The organism is Providencia sp. Me31A, assembly GCF_050487165.1.
Classification (GTDB): Bacteria; Pseudomonadota; Gammaproteobacteria; order Enterobacterales; family Enterobacteriaceae; genus Providencia.
The window spans coordinates 94,444-121,194 of the sequence record NZ_JBKQGZ010000009.1; the positions used below are offsets into that span (position 1 = coordinate 94,444).

25 protein-coding genes and 1 pseudogene are annotated in these 26,751 nt (G+C 39.6%); 13 read left to right on the forward strand and 13 right to left on the reverse strand.

The features are described from left to right. Positions 1-67: 67 nt before the first annotated feature. On the forward strand, positions 68-808 hold the full coding sequence (gene cysQ, locus ACLPIE_RS09070; protein WP_430261292.1) for a 3'(2'),5'-bisphosphate nucleotidase CysQ: 741 nt from the start codon (positions 68-70) through the stop codon (positions 806-808). Between the two features lie 42 nt (positions 809-850). On the opposite strand, the gene mqo is transcribed toward cysQ, so the two are convergent. From mqo to ACLPIE_RS09090, 4 genes are all read right to left on the reverse strand, one after another. Continuing rightward, positions 851-2,344, reverse strand: a complete 1,494-nt coding sequence (gene mqo, locus ACLPIE_RS09075) for a malate dehydrogenase (quinone) (protein WP_430261294.1) — start codon at positions 2,342-2,344, stop codon at positions 851-853. A gap of 8 nt (positions 2,345-2,352) precedes the next feature. Continuing rightward, positions 2,353-2,742, reverse strand: coding sequence for a cupin domain-containing protein (locus ACLPIE_RS09080; RefSeq protein ID WP_430261296.1), 390 nt, complete (start codon positions 2,740-2,742; stop codon positions 2,353-2,355). A gap of 1,042 nt (positions 2,743-3,784) precedes the next feature. After that, positions 3,785-4,375 (reverse strand): NUDIX domain-containing protein, encoded by a 591-nt coding sequence (locus tag ACLPIE_RS09085; protein WP_430261298.1) that lies wholly within the window; start codon positions 4,373-4,375, stop codon positions 3,785-3,787. A 216-nt stretch (positions 4,376-4,591) separates the two neighbouring features. Further along, entirely contained in the window at positions 4,592-4,993 is a 402-nt protein-coding gene (locus tag ACLPIE_RS09090; RefSeq protein WP_430261421.1) for a YgiW/YdeI family stress tolerance OB fold protein, read from the reverse strand. 177 nt (positions 4,994-5,170) lie between these two features. On the opposite strand from ACLPIE_RS09090, the gene qseB reads away from it, so the two are divergent. Both qseB and qseC read left to right on the forward strand, forming a co-directional pair. Further along, positions 5,171-5,836 carry a quorum sensing response regulator transcription factor QseB gene (gene qseB, locus ACLPIE_RS09095; protein ID WP_430261300.1) on the forward strand — a complete coding sequence of 222 codons (666 nt, stop codon included), beginning with the start codon at positions 5,171-5,173 and terminating at the stop codon, positions 5,834-5,836. Next, positions 5,833-7,188 carry a quorum sensing histidine kinase QseC gene (qseC, locus tag ACLPIE_RS09100; protein WP_430261302.1) on the forward strand — a complete coding sequence of 452 codons (1,356 nt, stop codon included), beginning with the start codon at positions 5,833-5,835 and terminating at the stop codon, positions 7,186-7,188. The genes qseB and qseC overlap by 4 nt, the downstream gene beginning before the upstream one ends. Before the next feature lie 323 nt (positions 7,189-7,511). Here the strand turns inward: qseC and ACLPIE_RS09105 are convergent, their stop codons facing one another. Beyond that, positions 7,512-8,069 (reverse strand): YtfJ family protein, encoded by a 558-nt coding sequence (locus tag ACLPIE_RS09105; protein ID WP_430261304.1) that lies wholly within the window; start codon positions 8,067-8,069, stop codon positions 7,512-7,514. A 301-nt stretch (positions 8,070-8,370) separates the two neighbouring features. On the opposite strand from ACLPIE_RS09105, the gene ACLPIE_RS09110 reads away from it, so the two are divergent. Next, positions 8,371-8,577, forward strand: a complete 207-nt coding sequence (locus ACLPIE_RS09110) for a DUF1107 domain-containing protein (RefSeq protein WP_042845777.1) — start codon at positions 8,371-8,373, stop codon at positions 8,575-8,577. 82 nt (positions 8,578-8,659) lie between these two features. On the opposite strand, the gene paeA is transcribed toward ACLPIE_RS09110, so the two are convergent. Both paeA and msrA read right to left on the reverse strand, forming a co-directional pair. Beyond that, positions 8,660-10,027, reverse strand: coding sequence for a polyamine export protein PaeA (gene paeA, locus ACLPIE_RS09115; protein ID WP_430261306.1), 1,368 nt, complete (start codon positions 10,025-10,027; stop codon positions 8,660-8,662). 312 nt (positions 10,028-10,339) lie between these two features. Continuing rightward, on the reverse strand, positions 10,340-10,981 hold the full coding sequence (msrA, locus tag ACLPIE_RS09120) for a peptide-methionine (S)-S-oxide reductase MsrA (RefSeq protein WP_430261308.1): 642 nt from the start codon (positions 10,979-10,981) through the stop codon (positions 10,340-10,342). Between the two features lie 131 nt (positions 10,982-11,112). Here msrA and tamA point away from each other — a divergent pair, with 131 nt between their 5' ends. From tamA to ACLPIE_RS09135, 3 genes are read left to right on the forward strand one after another with little or no spacing between them, the layout of a single operon-like run. Next, complete coding sequence (gene tamA, locus ACLPIE_RS09125; protein ID WP_430261310.1) at positions 11,113-12,855, forward strand: autotransporter assembly complex protein TamA; 1,743 nt, start codon at positions 11,113-11,115, stop codon at positions 12,853-12,855. Then, positions 12,852-16,628, forward strand: a complete 3,777-nt coding sequence (gene tamB / locus ACLPIE_RS09130; protein ID WP_430261312.1) for an autotransporter assembly complex protein TamB — start codon at positions 12,852-12,854, stop codon at positions 16,626-16,628. Before tamA ends, tamB begins: the two co-directional genes overlap by 4 nt. A gap of 3 nt (positions 16,629-16,631) precedes the next feature. Continuing rightward, positions 16,632-16,979 carry a gamma-glutamylcyclotransferase family protein gene (locus ACLPIE_RS09135; protein ID WP_430261314.1) on the forward strand — a complete coding sequence of 116 codons (348 nt, stop codon included), beginning with the start codon at positions 16,632-16,634 and terminating at the stop codon, positions 16,977-16,979. 87 nt (positions 16,980-17,066) lie between these two features. On the opposite strand, the gene ppa is transcribed toward ACLPIE_RS09135, so the two are convergent. Then, positions 17,067-17,597 (reverse strand): inorganic diphosphatase, encoded by a 531-nt coding sequence (gene ppa / locus ACLPIE_RS09140; protein WP_206083201.1) that lies wholly within the window; start codon positions 17,595-17,597, stop codon positions 17,067-17,069. Positions 17,598-17,810: 213 nt separating this feature from the next. Next, on the reverse strand, positions 17,811-18,818 hold the full coding sequence (gene fbp / locus ACLPIE_RS09145) for a class 1 fructose-bisphosphatase (protein WP_430261316.1): 1,008 nt from the start codon (positions 18,816-18,818) through the stop codon (positions 17,811-17,813). A gap of 165 nt (positions 18,819-18,983) precedes the next feature. Here fbp and mpl point away from each other — a divergent pair, with 165 nt between their 5' ends. Further along, positions 18,984-20,366, forward strand: a complete 1,383-nt coding sequence (gene mpl / locus ACLPIE_RS09150) for a UDP-N-acetylmuramate:L-alanyl-gamma-D-glutamyl-meso-diaminopimelate ligase (RefSeq protein ID WP_430261318.1) — start codon at positions 18,984-18,986, stop codon at positions 20,364-20,366. Positions 20,367-20,501: 135 nt separating this feature from the next. Here mpl and ACLPIE_RS09155 read toward each other — a convergent pair whose 3' ends face one another. Together ACLPIE_RS09155 and argR are read right to left on the reverse strand one after the other, a co-directional pair. Beyond that, on the reverse strand, positions 20,502-20,945 hold the full coding sequence (locus tag ACLPIE_RS09155; RefSeq protein WP_430261320.1) for a DUF6122 family protein: 444 nt from the start codon (positions 20,943-20,945) through the stop codon (positions 20,502-20,504). 83 nt (positions 20,946-21,028) lie between these two features. Continuing rightward, positions 21,029-21,499, reverse strand: coding sequence for a transcriptional regulator ArgR (gene argR, locus ACLPIE_RS09160; protein ID WP_430261322.1), 471 nt, complete (start codon positions 21,497-21,499; stop codon positions 21,029-21,031). A 491-nt stretch (positions 21,500-21,990) separates the two neighbouring features. On the opposite strand from argR, the gene mdh reads away from it, so the two are divergent. Then, complete coding sequence (mdh, locus tag ACLPIE_RS09165; RefSeq protein ID WP_430261324.1) at positions 21,991-22,929, forward strand: malate dehydrogenase; 939 nt, start codon at positions 21,991-21,993, stop codon at positions 22,927-22,929. 68 nt (positions 22,930-22,997) lie between these two features. On the opposite strand, the gene ACLPIE_RS09170 is transcribed toward mdh, so the two are convergent. Continuing rightward, positions 22,998-23,528: a substrate binding domain-containing protein gene (locus tag ACLPIE_RS09170; RefSeq protein WP_430261326.1), complete on the reverse strand. Its 531-nt coding sequence runs from the start codon at positions 23,526-23,528 to the stop codon at positions 22,998-23,000. Between the two features lie 5 nt (positions 23,529-23,533). Between ACLPIE_RS09170 and ACLPIE_RS09175 the strand changes: the two are divergent. Together ACLPIE_RS09175 and metC are read left to right on the forward strand one after the other, a co-directional pair. Next, positions 23,534-23,833: pseudogene (locus ACLPIE_RS09175) on the forward strand (transporter); the annotation flags it as partial. A gap of 24 nt (positions 23,834-23,857) precedes the next feature. Further along, positions 23,858-25,030, forward strand: coding sequence for a cystathionine beta-lyase (gene metC, locus ACLPIE_RS09180; RefSeq protein WP_430261328.1), 1,173 nt, complete (start codon positions 23,858-23,860; stop codon positions 25,028-25,030). Between the two features lie 80 nt (positions 25,031-25,110). Here the strand turns inward: metC and ACLPIE_RS09185 are convergent, their stop codons facing one another. Continuing rightward, entirely contained in the window at positions 25,111-25,383 is a 273-nt protein-coding gene (locus ACLPIE_RS09185) for a helix-turn-helix domain-containing protein (RefSeq protein ID WP_430261330.1), read from the reverse strand. Between the two features lie 514 nt (positions 25,384-25,897). Between ACLPIE_RS09185 and ACLPIE_RS09190 the strand changes: the two genes are divergently transcribed. Together ACLPIE_RS09190 and ACLPIE_RS09195 are read left to right on the forward strand one after the other, a co-directional pair. Further along, positions 25,898-26,245 (forward strand): DNA-binding protein, encoded by a 348-nt coding sequence (locus ACLPIE_RS09190; protein WP_430261332.1) that lies wholly within the window; start codon positions 25,898-25,900, stop codon positions 26,243-26,245. Between the two features lie 132 nt (positions 26,246-26,377). Further along, the gene (locus ACLPIE_RS09195; RefSeq protein ID WP_430261334.1) at positions 26,378-26,740 is read left to right on the forward strand and encodes a DNA-binding protein; all 363 of its coding nucleotides are present in this window, start codon (positions 26,378-26,380) and stop codon (positions 26,738-26,740) included. Positions 26,741-26,751 lie beyond the last annotated feature (11 nt).

Below are 26,751 nucleotides of genomic sequence, written 5' to 3' on the forward strand. Positions count from 1 at the left end.
TTTATGGCGTAAATTTCACACAATTGCTACTCTTGCAGTAAAGGATGATGGGATAGAGGTGAATAAAATGCTACAACAAATTTGTGAACTAGCTCAGGAAGCGGGTTATGCAATTATGGAAACCTATAATGCTCAAGAACCATTACAGGTTAATCATAAAAGTGATGATTCCCCAGTGACTGAAGCCGATATTGCCGCACATCAGGTTATTGCCGCGGGCTTAACACGTATAGCTCCTGATATTCCTCAACTTTCTGAAGAGGCCCCCCCTGAATGGTCTGTGAGACAAAATTGGCAACGTTATTGGTTAATTGACCCGCTAGATGGTACGAAAGAATTCATTAATCGCAATGGGGATTTTACCGTTAATATTGCGTTAATAGAAAATGGTGTACCTGTAATGGGGGTGGTATATGCTCCAGCTAAAGGGCTTCTTTACTATGCCGAAGGAAAACAAGCATGGAAAGAAGAAGGCGGTCATAAGCAACAAATCCAAGTTTATGATGGCAAACCACCTGTGATTGTTATTAGCCGTTCTCATCAAGATCGTGAATTGATGGATTATTTACAACAAATGGGTGAACATACAACGGTAGAAATTGGTTCATCACTGAAATTTTGTTTAGTGGCTGAAGGAAAAGCACAGCTTTACCCACGTTTTGGACCTACCAATATATGGGATACTGCTGCAGGTCATGCTGTTGCTATTGGTGCTGGTGCTAAAGTTATTGATTGGAATGGAAAAACGCTTGATTATACGCCACGAGAATCATTTTTGAACCCCGGCTTTAGGGTGATCTTATTCTAAAAATAGTTGGCTCTTAAAACTTGAGAGCCAACTATTAAATAGCTAGTTATCTAACTGTAATACTTTAGCGGTTGCGGTTCGAATATCTAAACACGTTTTCGCATCCTGTTTTAAATCAATTCCATAAGTTGGAATAATATCTTTCAGGCGAGCTTCCCAACCATCTGCTTTGAGTTGGTTATCAAAACACGTTTTTAGCACATTTAATGCAATAAATGCGGCCGTTGAAGCACCTGGTGAGGCACCCATCAATACGGTGAATGATTTATCAGCGCTAGTGATTAACTCTGTACCAAACTCTAAAACGCCTTTCTTAGTACTATCAGGTTTAATAATTTGCACTCGCTGACCAGCAACAACCTCTTTCCAATCTTCATGTTGTGCATCAGGGTAGAATTTTTGCAACATGGCAAACTGGTGGCCGGAGGTTTGTAATACTTGCCCAACAAGATATTCTGCTAATGACCAGTCATCTTTCGCTATAGCTAACATAGGTTCGATATTGTCGAGGCGAATAGACTCGAATAAATCAAGATAAGAACCATGTTTTAAAAACTTACTGGAAAAACCTGCATAGGGGCCAAATAGTAATGAGCGTTTTCCACCAATAATGCGGGTGTCTAAGTGAGGAACTGACATTGGTGGGGAGCCTTTATCTGCTTTCCCATAGACTTTGGCATGGTGGCGAGCTGAAATTTTTTCATCGTCGCAACGCAGCCAAATACCACTGACTGGGAAACCACCATACCCTTTACCTTCAGGAATACCTGATTTTTGTAGTAACTCGATAGCACGACCACCGGCACCGACAAATACAAATTTTGCTGAGGTGATCTGTTTTTCGTGAGTGACTAAGTTTTTCACCTCTACGTTCCAACGCCCATCTTTGGCTTGTTTAACATCGATCACTTCATGTTTGTAATGTAGAGAAAAATCAGCTTGTTCGCTGAGCTGGGCAAATAGAAGGTGCGTTAATGCACCATAATCTACATCAGCACCGGTAATGACACGGGTAACCGCAATTTGCTCTTGTGGATCACGGCCTTCGACAATGAGTGGAGCCCAATCGGCGATCTGTTTCAAATCATCACTATATTCCATATTGTGATAACAGTGATGGGCAGACATTTGACGAAAACGCTGTTGCAGGAATTTAATGTTATCGGCTCCTGAAACAAAGCTCATGTGTGGGCAAGGATGAATAAAATCACGTGGATTCTTGATTTTTCCTTTCGTGACAAGATACGACCATAGTTGACGTGATAAGTCGAATTCTGTGTTAACTTCAAGGGCTTTGCTGATATCCACAGTACCGTCAGGATTTGGTGGCGTATAGTTCATTTCGCAGTTAGCGGCGTGACCTGTTCCTGCATTATTCCACGGATGGGAACTTTCTTGGGCGCAATCATTTAATCTTTCAAAAACAGCAATCTTCAAGGAAGGTTCTAATTCTTTAAGAAATGTACCGAGGGTTGCACTCATAATACCTGCGCCGATGAGAGCAATATCGACATTTTCAGTAATCGGTTTATTCATAAGGGCCTCTATTTTTTTGTTGGAGTGAAGCACAAACCTGTGCCCTCTTGATACACAACATAAGCACGACGCCATGGCTCATCACCGATAAGTCGCCATTTATGACCTGTTCCTGTATTATCTTGGGCGAGTAAAATATCACCTGGATTGATAATAAATTTAGAACCATCTTTCGTTTCGAATTCTAAAGTGCCTGAAAGTGTGATGACATAACGAGGAACAGGGTCTTTGTGCCAGTCCCAAGAGCCACCAGAAACAGTTTCACGAAAGGTGAGTTCATTAACAGCAATGACTGGAGTTTGGCTGTCTCCTCTAGCAACGCCCTCAAGCTCTAGCGTGCCTTCTTCAAACAGAGAGTTCCCATCTTCTCCTGTCCACATACGAACACAACGAATCATTTTATTCAGCTCCTTAATGACGTTTAGAAATATGTAACAGCTCTTCGATATTCATATATATTAAAGTAAGACTCTTAAAATGATGAGATATAAATTTAATATAGCTTTAAATTTAAAGTGTTTTAGCTTTAAGGTCAAAAGTATTATTGATTTAATTTTCTAGTTTTGAATTAAATTGATCTTTAATCTTATTGTGATGGTCTTTTTGGGAGTGGTGATTCAAGAAAAAACAAATAATAAAACTGTTAACGTATTGTTGATTTTCTTGTTGTGCGATTTAATATTAAAATATCCATCATTCTTTCTTTTTCATATAAAAATTATTTTTTATTAATGTAAAATTTTAGGTAAGTCATAGTTTAAAACTTAACAGGGTTTACCCTAAATGAGGACTGGAAATATATTGGTTAAATAGTCAAAATAAGTAATTTAAGACTGCGCATATAACTTGATAGAAAATGCAATTACTTATTTTTACAACGAACAAGATGTTGAATAAATCTAGTAAATTGAATAACTCAGTTCAGAACGTTCTTGAATTGAAAGTGTTTATCAACACGTGGGAGCGTATTAGTCGACAACTTGTTGAATTAACGACATCTAATGATATTTTTATATTCAGAAAAACATCTATTTTATAGATGTTTTTTTAAAAGAAGTATAATATAAATTATACTCGACAAAAAATTAATATTTATTTAGATGTGAGCTTAATTGAAAATGCAGCTCGTCGTGTCGACATAGAGCAAAAAATAAAAAATTTATAACCAATAAATATTTTTAGTCTATTAATTAAAGATACAATTTATTTTGAATGGATAGTTGGAGCTATTTGATGTGAATAATTCTGTCTGTTCACATTTGACTAAAATAGGCTTTTAAAAAACATTATTAAGCTATTTTAGTTTTTCATATCATGACTAAGATTAATTCTTTCTAGAAAGTATTACTTACTTTTTATAGCTCTTAAAGCAGGATATAACGCATATTTATGAAGGATAGGCTCTCAAAAGTTGATTGAATTTTGAGAGTCTTATCAAGACTAATATTTCAAAATAGAATTTAATGCTAAGTGTTGTATCAACATAATGGTTTTACCATCGATAATTTCACCCGTTTTTATAGCTTCTAAGGCTTTAGGGAATGGCCATTCTAGGACTTCAATGTCTTCACCTTCTTCTATAAGCCCACCGCCATCATTGCTGCGGTTATTTTCATCGTATTGCGCAATGTAAAAATAGAGTTTCTCGGTGACTGAGCCAGGGCTCATAAAAGCTTCAAAGACTTTTTCTATTTTGTCGACTTTAAAACCTGTTTCCTCCTCAGTTTCAGCAATAATTCGCTCTTCTGGGGAGGCATCTTCAAGTAGCCCAGCGGCAGCTTCAATCAATAAATGTTGATAGCCACCGACATACATTGGCATACGGAATTGGCGGATTAAAATGACACTATTTTTAATTTTATTGTATAACAAAATTACGGCGCCATTGCCCTTGTCATAAACTTCACGTTCTTGCTGTTGCCAGCTGCCATCTCTTCTTTGTAGCTCATAAGTATATTTTTTCAAAATATACCAATTGTCGGACAGAAGTTTCTCTTTAATATTCCTTAACTGCGGTTGTTTTGTTGTCATTAACAGCCCCATTTGTACATTAAATTTTAGTCAATTTAGCACTAATGATCTTTCGGTTGAATAGGCTATTTGGGTTGTGAGTGTAATTAGTATCAGGCAGATTTACATGCTGGTATTTGGTATGATGGTTTTTGCGAGATAGGTAAATACGTTGGTACCTTTCATGCATTGAAGTTGCTTACAATGCATGAAAGAAAATAATTTTATGAATAGAATTTATTTAATGAGCTGTATTTGCTTAACTTCCACTTCTCTTGAATTCCAGTCTTTATCAATTTTACCGCTCACTTCAACTTTATCCGTGGGCGTCACATTAATACCATTCCAACGTTTTCGGCTAATTTCTAATGTAATAGTGCCAGTGCCATCAGTAAATTCATAATGTTTATGGTCCAGCTGTTTGACAATATTACCGCGTAAAATCACCCAACTATCGTCAGAAAGTTCTAAAGCCTTAGCAACGGTCGTTTCACTGCTATTTGGCCCAGAAAAACCACCTTGAATATTTTGAGGTGATGTTGTGGTGACGGCTCCAGGGCCTGCAAAACCACCATTAGTAGCAAAAACAGGAGCAGCTACAAGTGCAGAAATTAACGCAATTAAAGGTAATTTTTTCATCATCAGTCTCTCCAAATAAGACATAAGCTTGTTTATATGGGAGCCATTTAAGCAGGTAAATCTTAACAGGATCTTAAGAAAGACAATTAACGTATTATATTTTTAATTTGGTTAATAATAGCTAGTCATCTTATTGCTGATGGGATAAATATAATAATATTCCGATGTGGAGGAGCTATGCGTATTCTATTAATTGAAGATGATAGGTTGATTGGTGATGGGCTTAAAGTGGGTTTAACGCAATTAGGTTTTACTGTTGATTGGTTTATGGATGGCAAACAAGGACTAATAGCCCTGTTTGATGCGCCCTATGACGCGGTGGTGCTTGATCTCTCATTACCTAACATTGATGGTATGGATATTTTAAAACATTGGCGTAAAGAAGGACGTGATGAACCTGTATTAATATTGACCGCGAGAGATGCGCTTGATCAACGTGTTCAAGGATTGCAACAAGGGGCTGATGACTATTTGTGTAAGCCTTTTGCTCTTATGGAAGTCATGGCTCGCTTACAGGCGTTGATCCGTCGCCGAAGTGGGCAGTTGTCGCCTAAATTGACTCATGGTGATGTGGAAATGGACCCTGTTGCAATGACAGTCACTCTACAGGGGGAGCCTGTACAGTTAAAAGGAAAGGAGCTGGCTGTATTGTCACTTTTTATGCATAACCCAAATAAAATTTTACCTCGCGCCCTCATAGAGGAAAAACTTTATAACTGGGATGAAGAAGTTTCCAGTAACTCTATAGAGGTTCATATCCACCATTTAAGACGGAAATTAGGAAGCAAATTTATCCGAACAGTACATGGTGTGGGTTATCGACTTGGTGATGGTGAATCATGAAAACGTTTAGTCTTAGGCTAAAACTGACTCTCATGTTACTCGTGTTAGCATTACTGACATGGGGAGTGGCGAGCTCACTCGCTTGGTATCAAACATACAAAACGATCAACGAGCTATTTGATACTCAGCAAATGGCCTTTGCTAAGCGTTTGTCTGTATTGCCCTCTGATCTTGAACTGATAAAACCTTCATTAACAAAAACAAAAAAATTACTGAGGAAAAACCGAGGCCATCAAGATGATGATGCGTTAGCTTTCGCGATTTTTACACCACAAGGGCAGATGATATTAAACGATGGGGATAATGGAAAAGACATTGAATTTCATTACACTAGAGAAGGGTTTTATGATGGTTTCATCAAAGGAAGCGATGATCCTTGGCGCTTTGTTTGGTTGAAATCTCAAAATGGTCAGTATGTTATCGCAGTTGGCCAAGAGTGGGAGTATCGACAAGAAATGGCGACGGATATTATGGTCGCCCAATTTATGCCGTGGTTGGTTGCACTTCCGATGATGCTAGTTTTGTTCTTGTTTTTTTTAACGCGAGCTCTGCGACCATTAAGGGAAGTTGCGAGTCAATTGCGCTATCGGGAACCTGACGAGTTGACGCCCGTAGAGGTAGCGCGTATTCCGAGTGAAGCTAAGCCTATTGTTGATTCACTGAATGGGTTGTTTGAACGTATTAATAAAATGTTTGCACGCGAAAGGCAGTTTACCTCAGATGCCGCACATGAATTGCGTAGCCCTTTAGCTGCTTTAAAAGTGCAGACTGAGGTGGTACAAATTGCAGGAAATGATACTAAAATTCGCCATCATGCCGTTGCAAATTTATTGGAAGGCATTGATAGAGCTACTCGTCTTGTTGACCAGTTATTAACGCTATCAAGGTTAGAGTCTGCCTCACAGCTTGATGATGTCGCTGAGCTATCGTGGCCTAGCCTCATTGAGGCTGCAATAAAAGATATTGACCCTGAGGCGAAGAGACAACAAACGACCGTCGTTAGCACAATAATGAGTTCTCCTCCTATGTTTAAAGGGCAACCATTATTACTAAGCGTGTTACTTAGAAATTTACTTCATAATGCAATACGTTATGGGAAACCTGCGGGGCGAATTGAGCTAACATTGTATGAAGACCACCTTGAGATCCAAGATGATGGAGAAGGGGTCTCTCAGGAAGTTTTACAGCGGTTAGGCGAACGATTCTATCGCCCACCGGGACAAAAAAAAACCGGAAGTGGATTAGGACTTTCCATTGTTAAGCAAATAGCCCAACTACACCGCTTACGAGTCGTTTTTGCTAATCGTGATGAAGGCGGGTTTTGTGCCAAAATATATTGGTTTGCTGATTAGTTTTATCGCACTCTAAAAATGATATGCTGAAGTGAATATAAGCGCGAAAGGGATGCATAAATTATAAAAGAATCCATGGCCTAGTTTTGTGTTGTAAAAAATGCACATATATTTATTCATAATAACGAGCCCGCAGGTGCGGATGAATAGAAATAAAACAGAACATGGGATGTATTATGTATCAAAATAATGACTAGTTAGTAATAAAATAGCCATAATTATGCATATAATTTATAGGGGCATTTTAGAATAACCCACTATTTTTGATATTGTCCCGTCACGTGATATGCCTTAATGGCATACCACACGATTTACTTTTGCTCTTAGTTGAGTTCTGAGGCCAATAAGCTAATCACTTTTTCAATTTCTTTTGGGCTTAATTCCCCATCTTTAAAGAACAACACTTTCCCTTGATTATTCAAGATAATAATAGCGGAACTTTCCGGTTTTAGACCCCATGCATTTTTAACAACGCCATCACTGTCAACAATGAATTGAGAGTAAGGAAACTCTTTTTTACTATCTTCAACACTATTTTTTACAAAAACACCGGTACCAAAAATGGCATCGTCAGTATTAATGATGGTCGTGGTTTGATAGGCATTATGAGGATAATTCGCTTGTTTTATGGCTTCAATCAGTGGGGCATTGAGTTCTTTGGCTGAAGAACGGCCGGCAATGTGTTGGATGGTACGTACTTTGCCAATTAGCTGCGAACTTTTCCATGTCTGGTAGTCAAGCTTATTGCCATTATTTAGGATTAGCTCGCCTTTATCGGTAACAGATACGGCAGGAACGGTTTGATTTAATTGAATATTGTTGGCCATAGTGAAACTGGATAGCCCAAGCAAGCAGACCAAAATTAGAAAATTTCTTATCATAAAAGCCCCTTACATTTTTATTTTAGCACTGTTGGTGAAGTGGGTAAAAAAATCAAATTTTCGACTTGTCTTTATAGCATAGCTCATCGGATGAGTTTCAAGTAAAAAATTAACATTTTTTTAAAATTCAGCATAAATACAAAGTTTGTCTGGCTTTTAACCGTTTTTTAGCACTGTCATGTTATGTAAGCAGATTGAATAAAACTGCAATTTTAGAACCAAAAGAGAAATTTCTGGTCTATGATTATTGTACGGTATGAGTTATTGAATATCGTAAGAACAAAGGGGAGGCAAAGTTCTAATGAAAATTTTTAACCGTTATAACCCATTTAAGATTGCTCTTTACGTCAAAACGTTATTCCGTGGTAGGCTCTATATTAAGGATTTTGGGGCATTTGAGTTTAATTATGGGAAGATTTTACCACCTAAAGTCAGTGATAAGCGCCATTACAATGTGATGAGTGAGGTTAACAAACAGGTATTGTTGTTACAGGCAGAGTTAGGTTAGGGTGTTAATCAAACGCTTATTTGGTTAACAACAGCGCCACATAACGTGGCGCATTGAAAAGAAACGGCTTCGCTGTTAGATATTAATGTTCAGTATCTTTTACTTGTGGTTTTGTGTCAGCCGTTTCATTTGTATTTTTGCCCGGTTGGACGATAACCGGTGCTGGTGGCGCTGTTAGGCGAGTGACTAACAGTTGGTCTATTTTGTAATTATCAATATCGACAACTTCAAACTTATAGCCCGCATATTTCACGTAGTCGGTGCGTTTCGGCATTCTTCTAAGTCGAAACATCATAAAGCCAGCGATGGTTTCATAGTTACTAAAGTCAGGGAATTCATCAATATCTAAAATACGTTGAACATCCTCAATTGGCGTTCCCCCTTCAACTAACCATGAATTTTCATCACGAACGATAATTTGTTCTTCTTGCCCTGATCCTACTAAATCACCCATTAAGGTAATCATGACGTCGTTGATAGTAATGACGCCCATCACTAAGGCATATTCATTGAGGATCACAGCGAAATCGACCCCGTTAATTTTAAAGGCTTCTAACGTGTCTGAAAGAGAAAGCGTATCAGGCACCATCAATGTGCTACGAATATGTACACCATCTTTTAAACTCAAACTTTGCCCATTCAGAACGCGATTAAGTAACTCTTTTGAGTCCACATAACCAATAACATGGTCAATATCACCTTCGCAAACTAAGAATTTTGAGTGTGGTTGCGTGGAAATTTTATGTTTGATGCTGTCTTCTGATTCATTTTTATCAAAATAAATAATGTTTTCACGCGGGGTCATCGCAGAAGGAACTGTACGAGACTCTAGTTCAAAAACGTTTTCTATTAACTCGTGTTCTTGCTTACGTAATACGCCAGCAACAGCACCTGCTTCTACAACGGCAAAAATATCATCTGAGGTGATATCTTCATTGCGTGAAATTGGCAACTTGAATAGTTTAAAAATGAGATTAGCAAGACCATTAAAGAACCAAACAAATGGGCTGAGTACCACTAAACAAAAACGCATTGGATTGACAATGCGAATAGCAATAGCTTCAGGTTTCACCATGCCAATACGTTTAGGGGTTAAATCTGCCACTAAAATAAATAAGCTAGTGACGATGGTAAATGAAAGAATGAAGGCGATTTTTTGTGCCCATTCAGGGGATAAAAATTGGATAAAAACATCGTACAGTGCTGGTGAAAATGCGGATTCACCAACAATACCTGCTAGGATTGCTACAGCATTTAAGCCAATTTGTACGACAGTAAAAAACATGCCCGGCATTTCTTGTAATTTAAGTACACGAGCCGCATTAATATTTCCTTCGTCTGCCATTAATTTAAGCTTAATACGACGAGAAGCTGCCAATGAAATTTCGGACAAAGAAAAAAATGCGCTGATTGCACATAATAAAAGAACGATCAATAAACTGTTAATCATAAGTTTTCCAGACACCCTTTCATGGCTGAGAAGAATACAATTGAATTATTCCAGCGGGTATCATTTCAAGTCGATAAATATATTCAATAAGTAAATATATAGTAGCGCGGTATGCGCAAACTAATTGATATGTTTGATGAGTATAGCATTGGGTTGATTTATCTGGCTAGATATTCATCATAAATCACATTATAGGAGAGTGAATGACATCAACTCTCTACAATGTAGAAGATTCAAACCACCTTGGTTAGGTTTATGTATCACAAGATGGTTGATGATTTAAACATTATGAATTGGCTAATAATTTAATGTTCAAACATTTAATGAAGGTGGTAAACAAACACCAATACCGCCTAGGCCACAATAGCCATTGGGGTTTTTATATAAGTATTGCTGGTGGTAATCTTCCGCGAAATAAAAAGTATCTAATGGCGCTATTTCTGTGGTGATTTGGCGCTCATCATGTTGTGCTTTCATCGCCGTTTGGTATGCTTGTACGGTTTTCATTGCCTGTTGATGTTGCTCATCGGACACGGTATAGATAGCCGAGCGGTATTGGCTACCAATATCACCACCTTGGCGCAAACCTTGGGCGGGGTCATGGTTCTCCCAAAATAAGGTTAATAGTTGAGCATAGCTGATGACTTGCGGATCGAAAACGACACGAACTGTTTCGGCATGGCCTGTCTGTCCTGAGCAGACTTCTTCATACGTTGGGTTTGGTGTGATTCCTCCACAATAGCCTGCTGAAGTAGAATAAATTCCGGTTTGCTGCCAAAATAAGCGTTCTACACCCCAAAAGCAGCCCATAGCAAAATAAGCGATTTCCATATTCTTAGGAATAATCTCAATCGAATGATGGTTAACTGCATGATATGGTGAGTAAGTTATCGCGGTTGCTCTGCCTGGTAGAGGCTGTGCAATATTTGCAGAGTTAAATTTATTAAAAGACATAGTGATTCCTATATATTGACCGCACAAATAAATTAAAAATGGGGATAAAAACTTGTGTCTATCGCTAATTATACTCAAAATAAATTGATATGAAGTCTTTAGTCAATCGAACAATCACCTTAGGAGTAGGCGTGTCGAAATACCCTCTAGTTTGTTTTCTCTGTCTAACCGCAGTGCTCCCTGTCGCGCACGCAGCGAATCTTCGTCTTAATGTTGAAGGGCTTGAAGGGCAACTTAATCAAAACGTTCGTATACAACTCTCTAATATATCCCAAGATGAAGTTATGCCAAATGGTCGTTTTAGGGCACGTGTTGAGAAAGCAATTCAAGAAGGTTTAAAACCTTTAGGTTATTACCAACCGACAGTTGAGTTTACCTATGAAGAAAAGACACCTCCAGCCCGTTCTATTTTGACCGCCAAGGTGACCCCAGGGGAACCTATTTTACTGAAAGGCGTAAATGTTGAAATACAAGGTGCGGCAAAGACGGACCCTGACTTTGAAAAAATGCTTAAACAAAACACGCCTAAGTTAGATATTGTGCAAAATGATGGTGAGTACGAGGATTTCAAAGGTCGGTTTAACAGTTTAGCCATTCGTAAAGGGTATTTTGATGGGGTAATGGAAAAAAGCCAACTAGGGATTTCCCTCGATCACCATGCCTCATATTGGGATTTTGACTATAACAGTGGTGAGCGTTACCGATTTGGCGCTATTACTTATCAAGGCTCACAAATTCGAGAAGATTATCTAAATAATCTAGCCCCATTTAAAGAGGGGGAATACTACACGTCAGAACAACTCGCAGAATTTAACCGTCGATTAGCGGAAACGGGTTGGTTTTCCTCTGCCATTGTCACGCCACTCATTGCCAGTGCGCGAAAAGATAACTCTTATGAGTTACCAATGGAAGCCGTGGTCACACCACGAGCCAAAAACTTTATTGAGCTAGGGGGCGGCTATGCAACAGATGTTGGCCCTCGAGTTAAAGCAACATGGAATAAACCGTGGGTGAACTCACGTGGTCAAAGTTTAACGTCAAGTATCAGTCTTTCTCAGCCAGAACAATTGATTGATGCAAGTTATAAAATCCCATTAAAAGCCAATCCCCTTGAACAATATTATGCCGTACAAGGTGGGTTTAAGCGTACGGATTTAAACGATACACAAGCCAATACAACGACATTGAACGTATCCCGAAACTGGGATTTTTCATCGGGTTGGCAATATGGCGTGAATATGCGTTGGATGTTGAGTAACTTTACCCAAGCTGATGTGACGAATAAGACCATGTTGTTATATCCGGGGTTTAATGTTAGCCGTATCCGCCAACGTGGTGGTGTAATGCCAACGTGGGGGGATAGCCAGCGTTATTCAATTGATTACTCAAATGAAATTTGGGGCTCAGATATTGATTTTGCCGTATTGCAGGCAAAAAATGTATGGATAAGAACCCCTTGGGAAGGCCATCGTTTTGTCGTGCGAGGCAATTTAGGGTGGATAGAAACCAATAACTTTAACAAAGTTCCACCAGACCTACGTTTCTTTGCGGGGGGGGATGGTAGTGTCCGCGGCTATGGTTATCAAAAAATTTCCCCTGAAGATAGTAAAGGTAAGTTAACAGGGGCTTCTAAACTTGCTGTTGGGTCTATTGAGTATCAATATAACTTTACTGGAAATTGGTGGGGGGCGACTTTCATCGACAGCGGTGAGGCCGTGGATGATATTGATAAAAGTGATTTCAAAACAGGTGCTGGTGTTGGTATTCGCTGGGTTTCGCCAGTAGGCCCTATTAAGTTTGACATAGCTAAACCAGTCGGCGATACAGATAACAACAAAATACAATTTTATATCGGTTTGGGGACGGAATTATGAGGTGGTTGAAGTGGCTAAAATGGACAAGTATTTCCATTTTGTTAATTCTAGTTCTTATTGTCGCAGCACTGAGTTGGGTAATTGGCACAAAATCAGGTTTGCATTTTGCGTTAAACTCAGTAACACGCTTTGTACCTGAGCTGACGATTGATGACATAGAAGGCGATATTAGCGATTTAACGCTAACGGGCGTTAAATACCAAATGCCTGGAGTTGATGTTAACGCAGGAAAATTACATTTAGCCTTGCGCCTTGGGTGTTTAACTAGTCGCGAGCTTTGTATTGATGCGTTGGGAACCGATAATGTGCTCGTTAATGTCGATACCTCACAGTTTCCGCCGTCAGAAGAAACGCCTCCATCAGAGCCATTAACGGAGCTTAAAGCCCCTTTAACTATCCGTTTGAATCAACTTGCCTTGGTTTCAACTCAAGTCAATGTAGATGGTATGGCGATTGATCTTGCTAAATTTACGACAGGTGTGACGTGGGAAGGGAAGGCGATTACTATTGTTCCGACAGATATAGTTGATCTTACAATTAGTTTGCCTGAAACAGAAGAATCTCAGTCAGTTGAAAAAAAACCTGAGCCAACACCGTCTATAAATGAACAAAAGTCACTCGGAGATGAGTTAAAAACACTATTTTCTAAGCCACTCTTAGCTGAACTACCTGAAATTATTTTACCTGTTGATTTAAATGTTGAAGGAATTAATGCCTCTAATTTCCAATTAACAGGCGGCACAGAACTTAAAATTAACCAATTACACCTGAGTTTATCGAATGTTGGGCAACAAGTGTTGGTTAAGCAGCTAAATATTGATGCACCGGAAGGCACTGTTTCCTTATCAGGAACCGCGACATTGCAAGATAAATGGCCAGTGTCATTATCGGTTTTAGGTGAAAGTCGTTTAGAAGATCTTAATGGCCAAAAAGTGGATTTATCACTAAAAGGTGGCTTGATAGATGAACTTAAATTAGCTCTTAATTTACAAGGGCCGATTAACGCTACGCTAGATGCCCAAACTGATTTATCACAGGCTGATCTCCCTATTTTACTGACATTAGAAAGCGATAAACTAACATGGCCGCTAGTTGGCGATGCACAATACCAATTAGATGGTACTCGGTTACGTTTAAATGGTCGCCCATCCGCTTATGATATGTCTGTCCGTTCAGCCATCACAGGTCAGGATTTACCGCCTTCAACCTTATTATTAGATGCCAAAGGTAATGAAGAGCAAATTAATCTGACACGCTTACGTCTAGCTGCTTTGCAAGGTAACGCTGATATCACGGGGGTTGCAGATTGGAGCAAAGCGATTAGCTGGAATGCGGTACTCACCCTTTCTGGCATCAATACAGCTAAACAGTACCCTGAATGGCCCGCAAAGGTTGACGGTAAAGTTGCCACTCGCGGAAGCTTGTACGGTGGAAGCTGGCAGCTAGAAATACCTGAAATAATGCTTGATGGTAATGTTAAAAACAACTTACTGAAAGCACGAGGACAGGCAAAGGGTAACGCTGCAGGGCAATGGGATATTCCGAGTTTCAATTTAGCGTTGGGCAAAAATAATATTGATGTAAAAGGTTCGTTAGCAGATAAATGGAACCTTGACGCTAAAATTAGTGCCCCTGCCTTAAATGGGCTATTACCCGGTTTAGGCGGTGTGATTGCTGGTGATGTTAAATTAAGAGGTAATTTACAGACGCCTGAAGCATTAGTCGACCTGACCGCCCGTGGTGTGCAATGGCAAGATGACCTTGCTATCGATAATGTGGCGATTAAAGGAAATGTAGCCACTGGTGAGCAAATCAAAGGGGACTTATCGGTTGTCTTACGTCAATTAAGGCAGGGCGATATTGTCGTAAGCAGCTTGAATCTAGATGCGAAAGGAAGCGAAAAACAGCATACACTGAAATTGAATGTGAAAGGCGAGCCGGTTTCAGGGCAACTTGCATTGGCTGGTGGATTTGATCGTCAAACGGAGGTTTGGAAAGGTCGTTTAACGAACACGCTATTCGATACTGTCGTTGGTGAATGGCGTTTAAATCAGGCAATGTCGCTTAATTATGCCAACCAAACACAAGAGGTGACGATTGGCAGTCATTGTTGGGTAAACCCAAATGCACGTTTATGTGTACCTAAGCCTATTAAAGCGGGTAAAAGTGGTAGTGCAGATATTGTGCTCGAACGTTTTGATTTAGCGATGATCAAACCATTTATGCCAAAAGATACACGGGTGAGTGGGGTATTTACCGGTAAAGCTAATGCTATCTGGAAAGATGATGGCAGTATGCCTCAAGTTAAGCTAGACCTGCGCGGTAATGACGTTAAAGCTTCCCAGTTTGTTGAAGGTACAAGGTTGCCGGTCGCATTTGATACCTTAACCCTAAGTGCTGGGCTTAAAAATGGTAAGGCAGATCTTAATTGGTTGTTTGGTATCGCAAACAACGGACAATTTAGAGGCAACGTGCAGATTTCTGATCTTGAAAAACGCCGTTTACTGGCAGGGAATGTTGAAATTAATGGCATTACGTTAGATTTAGTTAAGCCATTACTGAGCCAAAAAGAAGTTGCGAATGGTCGCTTGAATGCAAATTTACGATTAGGCGGCTCAGCAAATAACCCATTACTCAATGGTAATCTGTCGCTCTCTAGCTTAGAAATCAGGTCAGCCATGATTCCATTTGATATTAAAAGTGGGCACTTAGGCATTAATTTTAATGGCACTAGCTCAGTGATGAATGGACAAATTAACACACCTGAAGGTTATCTAAATATCGATGGTGATGCAGATTGGCGCAACATTGATGCATGGCGTGCAAAAGTGATGGCAAGAGGTAATAACCTACGGGTGTCTATGCCACCGATGATTAAAATTGATGTACAGCCAGATATTGTGTTTGATGCATCCCCTTCAATGCTAACGCTAAACGGTTCCGTCACCATCCCTTGGGCGCGTATCACTGTGCAAGAGCTACCTGAGTCAGCGGTGAGCTCATCATCTGACGTGGTGATGTTAGATAATAATTTGCAGCCCATTAAGGAGAAGGAAACATCGATTCCAATTCAAACCGATTTAGATATTAAAATTGGTAATGATGTTCAGCTAGATGCCTTTGGTTTAAAAGCGCGTCTTACAGGGTTACTGAAAATTGTTCAAAATGTGCATGGTTTGCATATTAATGGTCAGGTGGATATCCCTGCTGGTCGATTCCGTGCATATGGGCAAGATTTGCTGGTGCGTAAAGGACAAATTCAGTTCTCGGGTCCCGCTGACCAGCCGTTCTTAAACTTGGAGGCCATTCGTAATCCAGATAACACTGCAGACGGTGTGATTGCGGGGGTGAAGGTCACTGGGCTTGCAGATAAACCAAAAGTCGAAATATTCTCTGAGCCAGCCAAAACACAGCAAGAAGCACTTTCTTATCTATTAAGGGGGGAGGGCTTAAATAGCGGTGATGCAAACGGTGCTCAAATGACCTCGATGCTAATAGGTCTTGGTGTTGCACAAAGTGGGCAATTGGTTGGTAAGATTGGTGAGACTTTTGGGGTTTCCGATTTAGCCGTTGATACCCAAGGTGCGGGCGATGGCTCGCAAGTTGTAGTAAGTGGTAAGATCACGAATGATTTACAAGTGAAGTACGGAGTTGGTATCTTTGACTCACTGGCTACATTAACTTTGCGTTATCGGTTGATGCCAAAACTGTATTTAGAAGCCGTGTCTGGCGTTAATCAGGCATTAGATCTCCTTTACCAATTTGAGTTTTAGATTATGCGTGTGATTGTTTATGGCAGCTTAAGACAAAAGCAAGGAAATCATCACTGGATGACTTATGCTCAGCTATTAGGGGAGCATAAGCTAGAAGGCTATGAACTGTATGATCTGGGGTACTATCCTGCGGTAGTTAAAGGTGATGGCGTGATAGAATGCGAGGTTTATCGTATTAATCCGTCTATTTTAACTGAGCTAGATGAGCTGAAGAAAAACTCTCAAGACTATGTGAGGGAGTTAATTCCGACGCCGTATGGTAATGCATGGATTTATCTGTATAAGCATTCTGTTGATGGCCTGCGCCATATAAAAAGTGGTGATTGGCTTAAACGTGATGAAGCCGAGTAGACACTTGGCCATTTTAGTATTGTCGCGTATTGAAAAAAAGCCCTGACAACTAAGTTAGGGCTTTTAGCTCTGGTTTAAATAAGACTATTATTTTTTCGCAGCACGTTCGAAAGACGCGATGATTTCAGCTTTAGCCGCTTCTGCGTTATCCCAACCGTCAACTTTAACCCACTTACCTTTTTCTAAATCTTTGTAATGTTCAAAGAAGTGAGTGATTTGTGCTTTCAGTAATTCAGGAATATCGTTCACATCTTTAATGTGATCGTATTCTTTGCTTAATTTAGTGTGCGGAACCGCCACTAATTTAGCATCTTCACCAGACTCATCCGTCATTTTCAGTACGCCAACTGGACGGCAGCGAATCACTGACCCTGGTTGTAATGGGTATGGTGTTGGGACTAATACGTCAACTGGGTCACCATCTAAAGACAGGGTATTGTTGATGTAACCGTAGTTGCATGGATAGAACATTGCTGTTGACATAAAACGGTCTACAAACAGCGCGCCAGATTCTTTATCAACTTCATATTTGATAGGATCTGCGTTAGCTGGAATTTCGATGATAACGTAGATATCTTCTGGCAGATCTTTACCTGCCGGTACATTGTTCAGGCCCATTTAAATGTATCCTTTGTGTGAATAATGAATTTACCCATTTGCTTTTAAACTGCGAGTAGAACACCCGTAAATGCGGATTTCACTGCAAGTTAAATTTTAGGGTAGATAGCGTGGGGGACATTATAGCCGCAAAAAGGGGCAAAACTCACTAGTTGGTGAAAAAAAGGAACAAAAAAGGCGGGAAACCCCCGCCTTTATCATGACCAAGATGGATTATTCTACGTCAGGGAATTCACGCATGAATGATTCAGCTTTCTCTACCATTGACTCGGTGCCGACAAAGAACGGAGCACGTTGGTGTAACTCGCTAGGAATAATATCCAAAATACGGTTAGCACCATCGCTCGCCTTACCACCTGCTTGTTCCGCTAAGAATGCAATTGGGTTGCACTCATACAGAAGACGTAGTTTTCCATTTGGATGACTTGCTGTACTTGGGTAAATATAAATCCCCCCTTTGAGCAAGTTACGGTGGAAGTCTGCGACTAATGAGCCAATATAACGAGTGGTATAAGGGCGGTTTGTCGCTTTGTCTTCTTCCTGACAGTATTTAATATACTTCTTCACGCCCATAGGAAACTTGATGTAGTTACCTTCGTTAATGGAGTACATTTTTCCTTCTGACGGGAACATGACTTTTTCATGAGACAAACAGAATACGCCAAGGGAAGGGTCGTAAGTAAATGCGTGCACACCAACACCGGTGGTATAAACCAACATAGTTGATGAACCGTAAACCACATAGCCCGCCGCGACCTGGCGATTACCTGGTTGGAGGAAATCTGCTTCAGTGACAGGTTGACCAATTGGCGTGATACGGTGATAAATTGAGAAAATTGTCCCAACGGAAACGTTTACATCGATATTTGAAGAACCATCTAATGGGTCCATTAAAACGACATATTTAGCATTTTCAGCACGGTCTCCTTCGAAAATGACAATTTCGTCTTCTTCTTCAGAGGCGATACCGGCAACTTCTCCACGTGCTTTTAAAGCCGCTTTCAGTTTTTCGTTTGCATACAGGTCAAGCTTCATCTGAACTTCACCTTGAATATTCGAAACACCGTTGGTGCCGAGAATATCAACCAGTCCAGCTTTGTTAATATCACGATGGATAATTTTAGCGCCCAGTTTGATTGCTGACAGTAATGAGGTCAGCTCGCCTGTTGCATGAGGAAAATCTTGTTGCTTTTCGACGATGAATTCGCCTAATGTTTTCATGACGAAGGTCCTGAATAAAATTGACAGAGGTTTTGCGAGGCGATTGTTTCCTCGCGCGGGGAGAGTTTAACTAAATAAAAAAAAGATTAATAGGTTAATGCATTTATAAACCTGTTATTGATGGGTAGAATAGTGACAAACCTCAAGCTAATGGGATGAAAAAGAATGCACATACATATTTTAGGCATATGCGGTACCTTTATGGGAAGCCTTGCGATATTGGCTCGTTCTTTAGGTCATAAAGTGACAGGCTCGGATGCAAATGTTTACCCACCTATGAGTACATTGCTTGAAAATCAAGGCATTGAACTTATCCAAGGTTATGATCCAGCTCAACTTGAGCCCACACCAGATATCGTTGTGATTGGTAATGCGATGACACGTGGCAATCCTTGCGTTGAGGCAGTATTAGAAAGAAATTTACCTTACACGTCGGGTCCACAATGGTTACATGACCATGTGTTACCAGAGCGCTGGGTGCTAGCAGTTGCAGGGACTCATGGCAAAACCACGACAGCAGGTATGTTAGCGTGGATCTTAGAAGATTGTGGCTATAAGCCTGGTTTTCTGATCGGCGGCGTACCGGGTAATTTTGACGTTTCGGCAAAAATTGGCAAGAGTCCATTCTTTGTAATTGAAGCTGATGAATATGACTGTGCATTCTTTGATAAACGTTCTAAATTTGTGCATTACAGTCCAAAAACGTTAGTACTCAATAACCTTGAGTTTGACCATGCGGATATCTTCGAAAACCTAGAGGCGATTCAAAAACAATTCCATCATTTGGTTCGGATTGTGCCTGCGAGCGGAAAAATATTCACACCGGACAATGATAATCATTTAAAACAAGTTATTGGCATGGGGTGCTGGAGTGAACAAGAGATGGTTGGTGGTGAAAACGGTGAGTGGCAAGCCGTAAAACTCAACCACGATGGTAGCCATTTTGAAGTTTACTACCAGCAGGAAAATGTAGGTGAAGTGACTTGGGCACAAGTAGGGAATCACAATATCCAAAATGGGTTAATGGCGATTGCTGCCGCCCACCATGTGGGCGTGCCGGCAAAAGAAGCTTGCTTAGCTTTGAATAAATTTATCAACGCACGACGCCGCCTCGAATTACGAGGTGTGGAAAATGGTGTTAGCGTTTATGATGATTTTGCCCATCACCCAACCGCTATTTTAGCAACACTAGAGGCTCTTCGCAGCAAAGTCGGTGGTACTTCTCGTATTATTGCGGTGCTTGAGCCACGCTCAAATACCATGAAGTTAGGGGTTAATAAAAATGATATCGCGCCTGCCCTTGGCCGTGCTGACGAAGTATTTTTATTTCAACCCGCCAATATTCCTTGGATGGTGGCAGAAATAGCTGAACATTGTGTTCAACCAGCTCGCTGGAGTGCGGACATCGAAGCCTTGACTAACATGGTTATTGAAACGGCTCAGCCTGGGGACCATATTCTTGTGATGAGTAATGGGGATTTTGACGGTATTCATGGCAAATTGCTGGCCGGTTTGAAAGCCAAAGCAGAAACAGAGCTAGATGACTAGCTAAACAGTATTCATATAACAAATAACCCCCCACCCATTGGTTATCCAACTGTTGGGGGCTCTTCAATCGGTATTTTCATACCATGATATCCCACCGAACCCTTCGTGTTAGCTGACCACACCAGTGAGCAATATCTAACGAGCTGTGGTTGACGAGGGGAGATTATACGGCTCACTCAAGGAAGAAACTGAAATAGGGCATTGTTTTGTTATTAAACTTAATGTAATTGGAGCATTCATTTCTTTTTTTAAGCTACCCATATAACAATCTAGAGAATCCGTAAAAAGATGGAATAAACAACCAACGGCAATGGCTTTTAGTTTCCATGATGGCATAAATAATAATACGACATAGGCAATCGCGGCCCACAAGGAATGGAGTGGATGAAAACCAATACCACAACGATCAGGGTCGAAAATTGGGTTAGCCAGCAGGTGATCTAAATCGATAGCCATAGTGGCTATCATAATGAATGCCGCAAGTTTCCAATTTTTACGCCAAAATAGATAGGCAAATAGAACTGGCATAAGAAAATGAAAACCATAGTGTATAAGGTTACGAAAAATTTCGAATAGCACAATGCGTCTCAAAGATAGGTGAATGGTAAAAACAAAAAAGAGGGAAACGTATTTCCCTCTTTATATCCAGATATCGGTATGAATTACAATTCTTGTTCAAACAACGCTAAGATAGCGTCATACAACTCTTTAGTTGTAAAATTGTTGGCGGGCGTAGAGAAAATGGTATCATCCCCCGCAATGCTTCCCAAAATCCCTTCAGCTTTACCTAATGAGTCTAGAAGGCGAGCGATTAATTGTGCGGCACCTGGGCTTGTTCTAATCACAACAACGGAAGGGTTATAGTCGATATCTAATACTAGGTTTTTAAGTGGGCTGGTTGCGGTTGGAACACCAGGCTCTGTCGGTAAGCAATATACCATTTCCATTTTTGCATTACGGGTGCGAACAGCACCAAATTTTGTCAACATTCTGGAAATTTTCGACTGATTGATGTTTTCGAAACCTTCTTCCTGTAAAGCTGTGACAATCTCAGCCTGAGAGCTAAATTTTTCTTCTTTAAGTAGGGCTTTAAAAGCCTTAACCAAGTCTTCTTGTTTAGACGGAGTGCGCATAATTAACCCATTCTTCGGCAGTAAACTAAGTTGTATTATCCGTAAAAGTGCATTTTTATGCAACAAAATTGCGTTATGATGATTTAATAATCAGCCCACTTTAAGGTTTTGAGAAAGATAACTAAATTGATAGTTAAAAGGACTATATTATCTTAAATTACAGGTACTAAAAATTAGCATGATTGACTAATGAATTTATGAGAATGATATTGTAAATTTATTGTTAAGTTCAATATTGTTAGCTCGAATAATATACAGTTAAATCAGTTTACTGTGTAAAAATCAATAGATAAAAAACTATTTGTTAAAACAGTGCCCGTTATCTCATTAACAGATAAGGAATTTGTTTAGAATAATGGCAAATAGTAAATGAATTCTCTCGCGTTAAACGCTCTCTCTATCTGTTAACAAATTGTTTTTTATACGTAATATGTTAACTGTATAAAAAATAAAGTGATATCTTTTTAAAGTACAAATTAAGGAGTTTCAGAATGAAAGTTGCAGTCCTAGGTGCAGCAGGTGGTATCGGTCAGGCTCTTGCCCTTCTTCTCAAAAACCAGCTCCCAGCAGGTTCAGAACTCTCTCTCTACGACATTGCACCAGTCACTCCAGGCGTTGCTGCTGACTTAAGTCACATCCCGACAGATGTTAAAGTAACAGGCTTTGCGGGTGAAGATGCAAAACCTGCTCTGAAAGGTGCTGACATTGTTCTCATCTCTGCAGGGGTTGCTCGTAAACCCGGTATGGATCGCTCCGATTTGTTCAATATTAACGCAGGTATCGTTCGTAACCTGATTCAACAAATCGCTGAAACTTGCCCGAAAGCATTGATCGGTATTATCACTAACCCAGTAAATACCACAGTAGCTATCGCAGCAGAAGTCCTGAAAAAAGCAGGTGTTTACGATAAAAACCGTTTATTCGGTGTAACAACATTAGATATCATCCGTTCAAATACTTTTGTTGCTGAATTAAAAGGTAAAAATGTTAATGAGATCGAAGTCCCAGTTATTGGTGGCCACTCAGGTGTGACAATTCTACCTCTGTTGTCTCAAATCGAAGGCGTAAGCTTTACTGATGAAGAAATTGCAGCACTGACTAAACGTATCCAAAATGCGGGTACTGAAGTGGTTGAAGCTAAAGCGGGTGGCGGGTCTGCAACACTGTCTATGGGCCAAGCTGCAGCACGTTTAGGTTTATCTTTAATTCGTGGCCTGCAAGGTGAAAGCAATGTAGTTGAGTGTGTTTACACAGAAGGTGAAGGTGAGCACGCACGTTTCTTTGCGCAGCCAGTTGTTTTAGGTAAAAATGGTATCGAAAAACATTTACCAATAGGTAAATTAAGTGCATTTGAAGAAAAAGCACTGAAAGAAATGCTAACTGTATTAAAAGCGGATATCGAGTTAGGTGAAAAATTCATCAATGGCTAATGCCAACTAATTTTGCTTCATTTTAAAGGTTGAGCTTCTATCATTAGAGCTCAACTTTTTTATTTTTATTAGGATGCATGTTGCCGCATCCAGTGATCCCAATGGGGATCTGATGGTATTTTTTCCACTAAAAAGTCAATAAATGTACGAATTTTCGGTGAGTGGGTGTGTGCTGGATGGTATAGTGCGTATAACGCAAAGGGGGTAGATTTGGGATCGTAATCAAGCAAAACAGGGATCAGCTCTCCATTTTCGATGTAATTTCCCAACATATAGGTTGGTAAGCAAACAATACCTTGGTGGCAACGTGCCGCTTCTAATAAACCTAAACTGCTATTAACCTCTATCATATTATTAATTTCTAATGGATAGGCTATACCGTTTTTATCAGCCATACGCCAAGTATCAGGAATATTTGGATTAATTAAGCAATTATGTAAGGCAATATCTTCGGGGGTTTGGGGAATGCCATAACGTTCAAAATAAATGTGGCTACCACAATATACCCAATTAATATTACATATTTTTCTTAATGCAATATCAAAGTCAGTTTCATTCAAATTAATTAAATCGTCATTAAGATCAACAGATAAACTCACTTTGAATTGTAGTGAATATCATTAGCCGATTTATACCCGAAGAACGCATTAACCAAACAGTATTACACTATGGTGTGTGTTTAGGCGTGATTGTCGCTCTATGGTTTTGGGTATCAACGCGCTTTTCTATTCTTTTCTTTATGCAATTGGGTGGACCATTATTTGGTATTGTTTCGTGCTTAATTCCTTGTTATTTAGTCTACAAAGTACCTGCACTACATAAATTCAAAGGGGCAACAGTGTGGTTCATCATCTTTTTTGGTGTATTACTATGTCTTTCTCCTTTCTTTAAATTTTTCGAATAATCATTTTCTTAACGAGAGGATCTCATGAAGAAAAAAAACGTTTCTGAGTTTCATATCGATACGCAAATTACACAATTAGGGAGAAACCCTGCGGAACAAGCAGGGTTTGTAAATGCGCCCGTTTATCGAGGGTCAACAGTTGTATTTCCTACAGTTGATGCATTAATTAACGATAGAGCGGAGTTTAATTATGGGACTGCGGGAACACCTACAATTAAACAGCTAGAAAAAGCTTGGTCAGCGCTTGCGGGAGCAGAAGGAACGGTTCTTTCGCCATCGGGTTTAGGAGCCATTGTATTGGCTTTACTCACGACATTAAAAACAGGCGATCATTTACTGATGCCAGACAGCGTTTACCGGCCAACACGAAAATTCTGTCATGGACTACTCGAAAAAATGGGGATCACAACGACCTATTATGATCCCATGATAGGCGCAGGTATTGAATCATTAATTAAACCCAATACCAGCACGATATTTATGGAGTCACCGGGTTCACAAAGTTTTGAAATTCAAGATGTTCCTGCAATTGTCAAGGTAGCAAAACACCATAATATTGCCACAATCATTGATAATACATGGGCGACGCCATTGTTTTTCAGAGCGCATGATTTTGGTTGTGACTTATCGTTGGAGGCCGGCACGAAATATCTTGGTGGTCATTCAGACTTGTTGATGGGGATTGTTTCAGCGAATCAGGCTTGGTGGCCTAAATTGCGTGAAACGTATGATTATATGGCAATGTTGCCAGGAGCTGAAGATTGTTTCTTGGCGCTACGTGGTCTACGCACATTATCTATTCGCTTAAAAGAAGCACAAGAACGAGCAATAGACATCGCAACTTGGTTGCAATCACGGCCTGAGGTTATACGTATTCTACATCCTGCATTCTCAGATTGCCCAGGGCATGAAATATGGAAACGAGACTTTGACGGTTCCTCAGGTTTGTTCTCCATTGTCCTTGATCCTAAATACACACAAGCCGATGTAGCAAAAATGCTGGATGGTTTGTCCATTTTTGGAATGGGGTATTCATGGGGTGGGTTTGAAAGCTTAATTATTCCATTTGATTGTGCGGAGTACCGCACGGTTACTCAATGGAATCCTGGAGGCTTAACACTGAGACTGCAAATTGGTTTAGAAAATATAGATGATTTAAAACAAGATATTGCAGATGGATTTGCTCGAATGGCATAAATGAATATTGAATTATTAAAAAGGATAAAGCCACTGAATAGTTAATAATTACTGTGGCTTTATATCTATACTCATATTTTTTAGTCTTCAGCTTGCATTTTTTCTCTGACTTTTCTTTCCAATAAATCGCCCGTAATTGGATCATAGTAACGGCTAGGCCAAATTTCCGCTGGATGAATTCCTAAAAAATTGGCAATGATCCATTCCCCCTTTGGCCAAGGCCGTGACAGTGCATTTGCGAGTGTAGATGAGCTCAACCCAGCCTCGCGGGAAATGGCGGCAAGAGTTGTTCCACGCTTACGTAAAGCGGCGATGATATCTGCAGGGTGCCAGTCTGACTTCCGTAAAATCATTTTTTAGTCCTTTTTTCATTCAGAATCATGTAGAGTTAGTGGTACGAGTAACGGGAAATTGTGATACATTCAATACAATCGTCCTGTTATTAGAAATAAAATAACAGAAATTTCTCAAAATAATTTCCAGTTTTTTCTAAAAAATTCATTTTATGAAATTAACGAGGTTTTTATGAAACTAAATAGAAAGCCAGAATTAATAACTGTGAACTAGGATAAAAATTTGAAGTTAAAACTAACTCTTTCTAGTTAGTAATGGAAATAGCATATTTAATGCTATCTGTAACGCGACTTAGTAATATATCTGAATTAACAATAAAATTAGTTAAATTATTAACAATAAAATTATTTAATTGTCTGTTATTAAAAGAAATTAAAATGATAATAATAAATATAATTTGTATATTATTATTTATGTTTATAAATAAAGTGAATGAGTTAATGGAGTTTTAAGAAAATATTGATGATTTTCAGCAACTGATAATAAATTGTCATCATGACTAGGAGGGTCAGTATGTACAAGGAGTGGTTGACAGCAAAGGAACTGGTTGGGTTAGCAGGATTGCCAATGACAACTCAAGGTATCAATGCAATGGCAAGGCGTGAGCAATGGGCTAGCCGTAAGAGGCTAGGTGTTCAAGGAAAAGCATTGGAATACCATATTAGCTCTTTGCCTATAGATATTTTTGAAGGTCAGTTTGCTAATGAAACCTCAGCATCTTACCAAGTTAAGCGAAACGATGACTCGTTTATTTGGCAGGAAGCGTATAACCAACTTTCTTGCGCTGAAAGGGAGATTATCCTGAAATTTATTATGCGGGAGGGTGCACTAGCACTAATTAATTTAATTAATAATAAGTAGTTTACAAATACTTAAGATGCACATAATTAATATATAAAAATAATATTATATTGTATCAAAAATGTTTTAACAGATAACCATTTGGTAAAGCTGCAACAGCAGGTTTTATAATATAAGCGTGAAAGTAAAATTATGAAAAAATTGTGGTTTACTGCGAAAGAACTAGCAGGGCTAGAAGGAGTTCCTACATCGCCTCAGGGAGTTAACCTGATGGCAAGACGGGAAGGCTGGAAACATCGTCGTAAAAGAGGTGTTCAGGGTAAGGCTGTTGAGTATTATCTTGAAAGTTTACCGGGTGAGATCCAAGGGCAATTAACTTTATGCGAGAACCCCGTAACTTACCAAAGCCAAAGAACGGATGCATCACAAATTTGGTCAGAAGCTTATTACCAACTGACAGAAGAAGAACGTAATAAAATCGTGAAATACATTTTACGTCACGGCTTATCATCGCTGCTTGCTCAAATAGATGAAGAAGACAAAGGGGAAAAATAATTTCCCCTTTT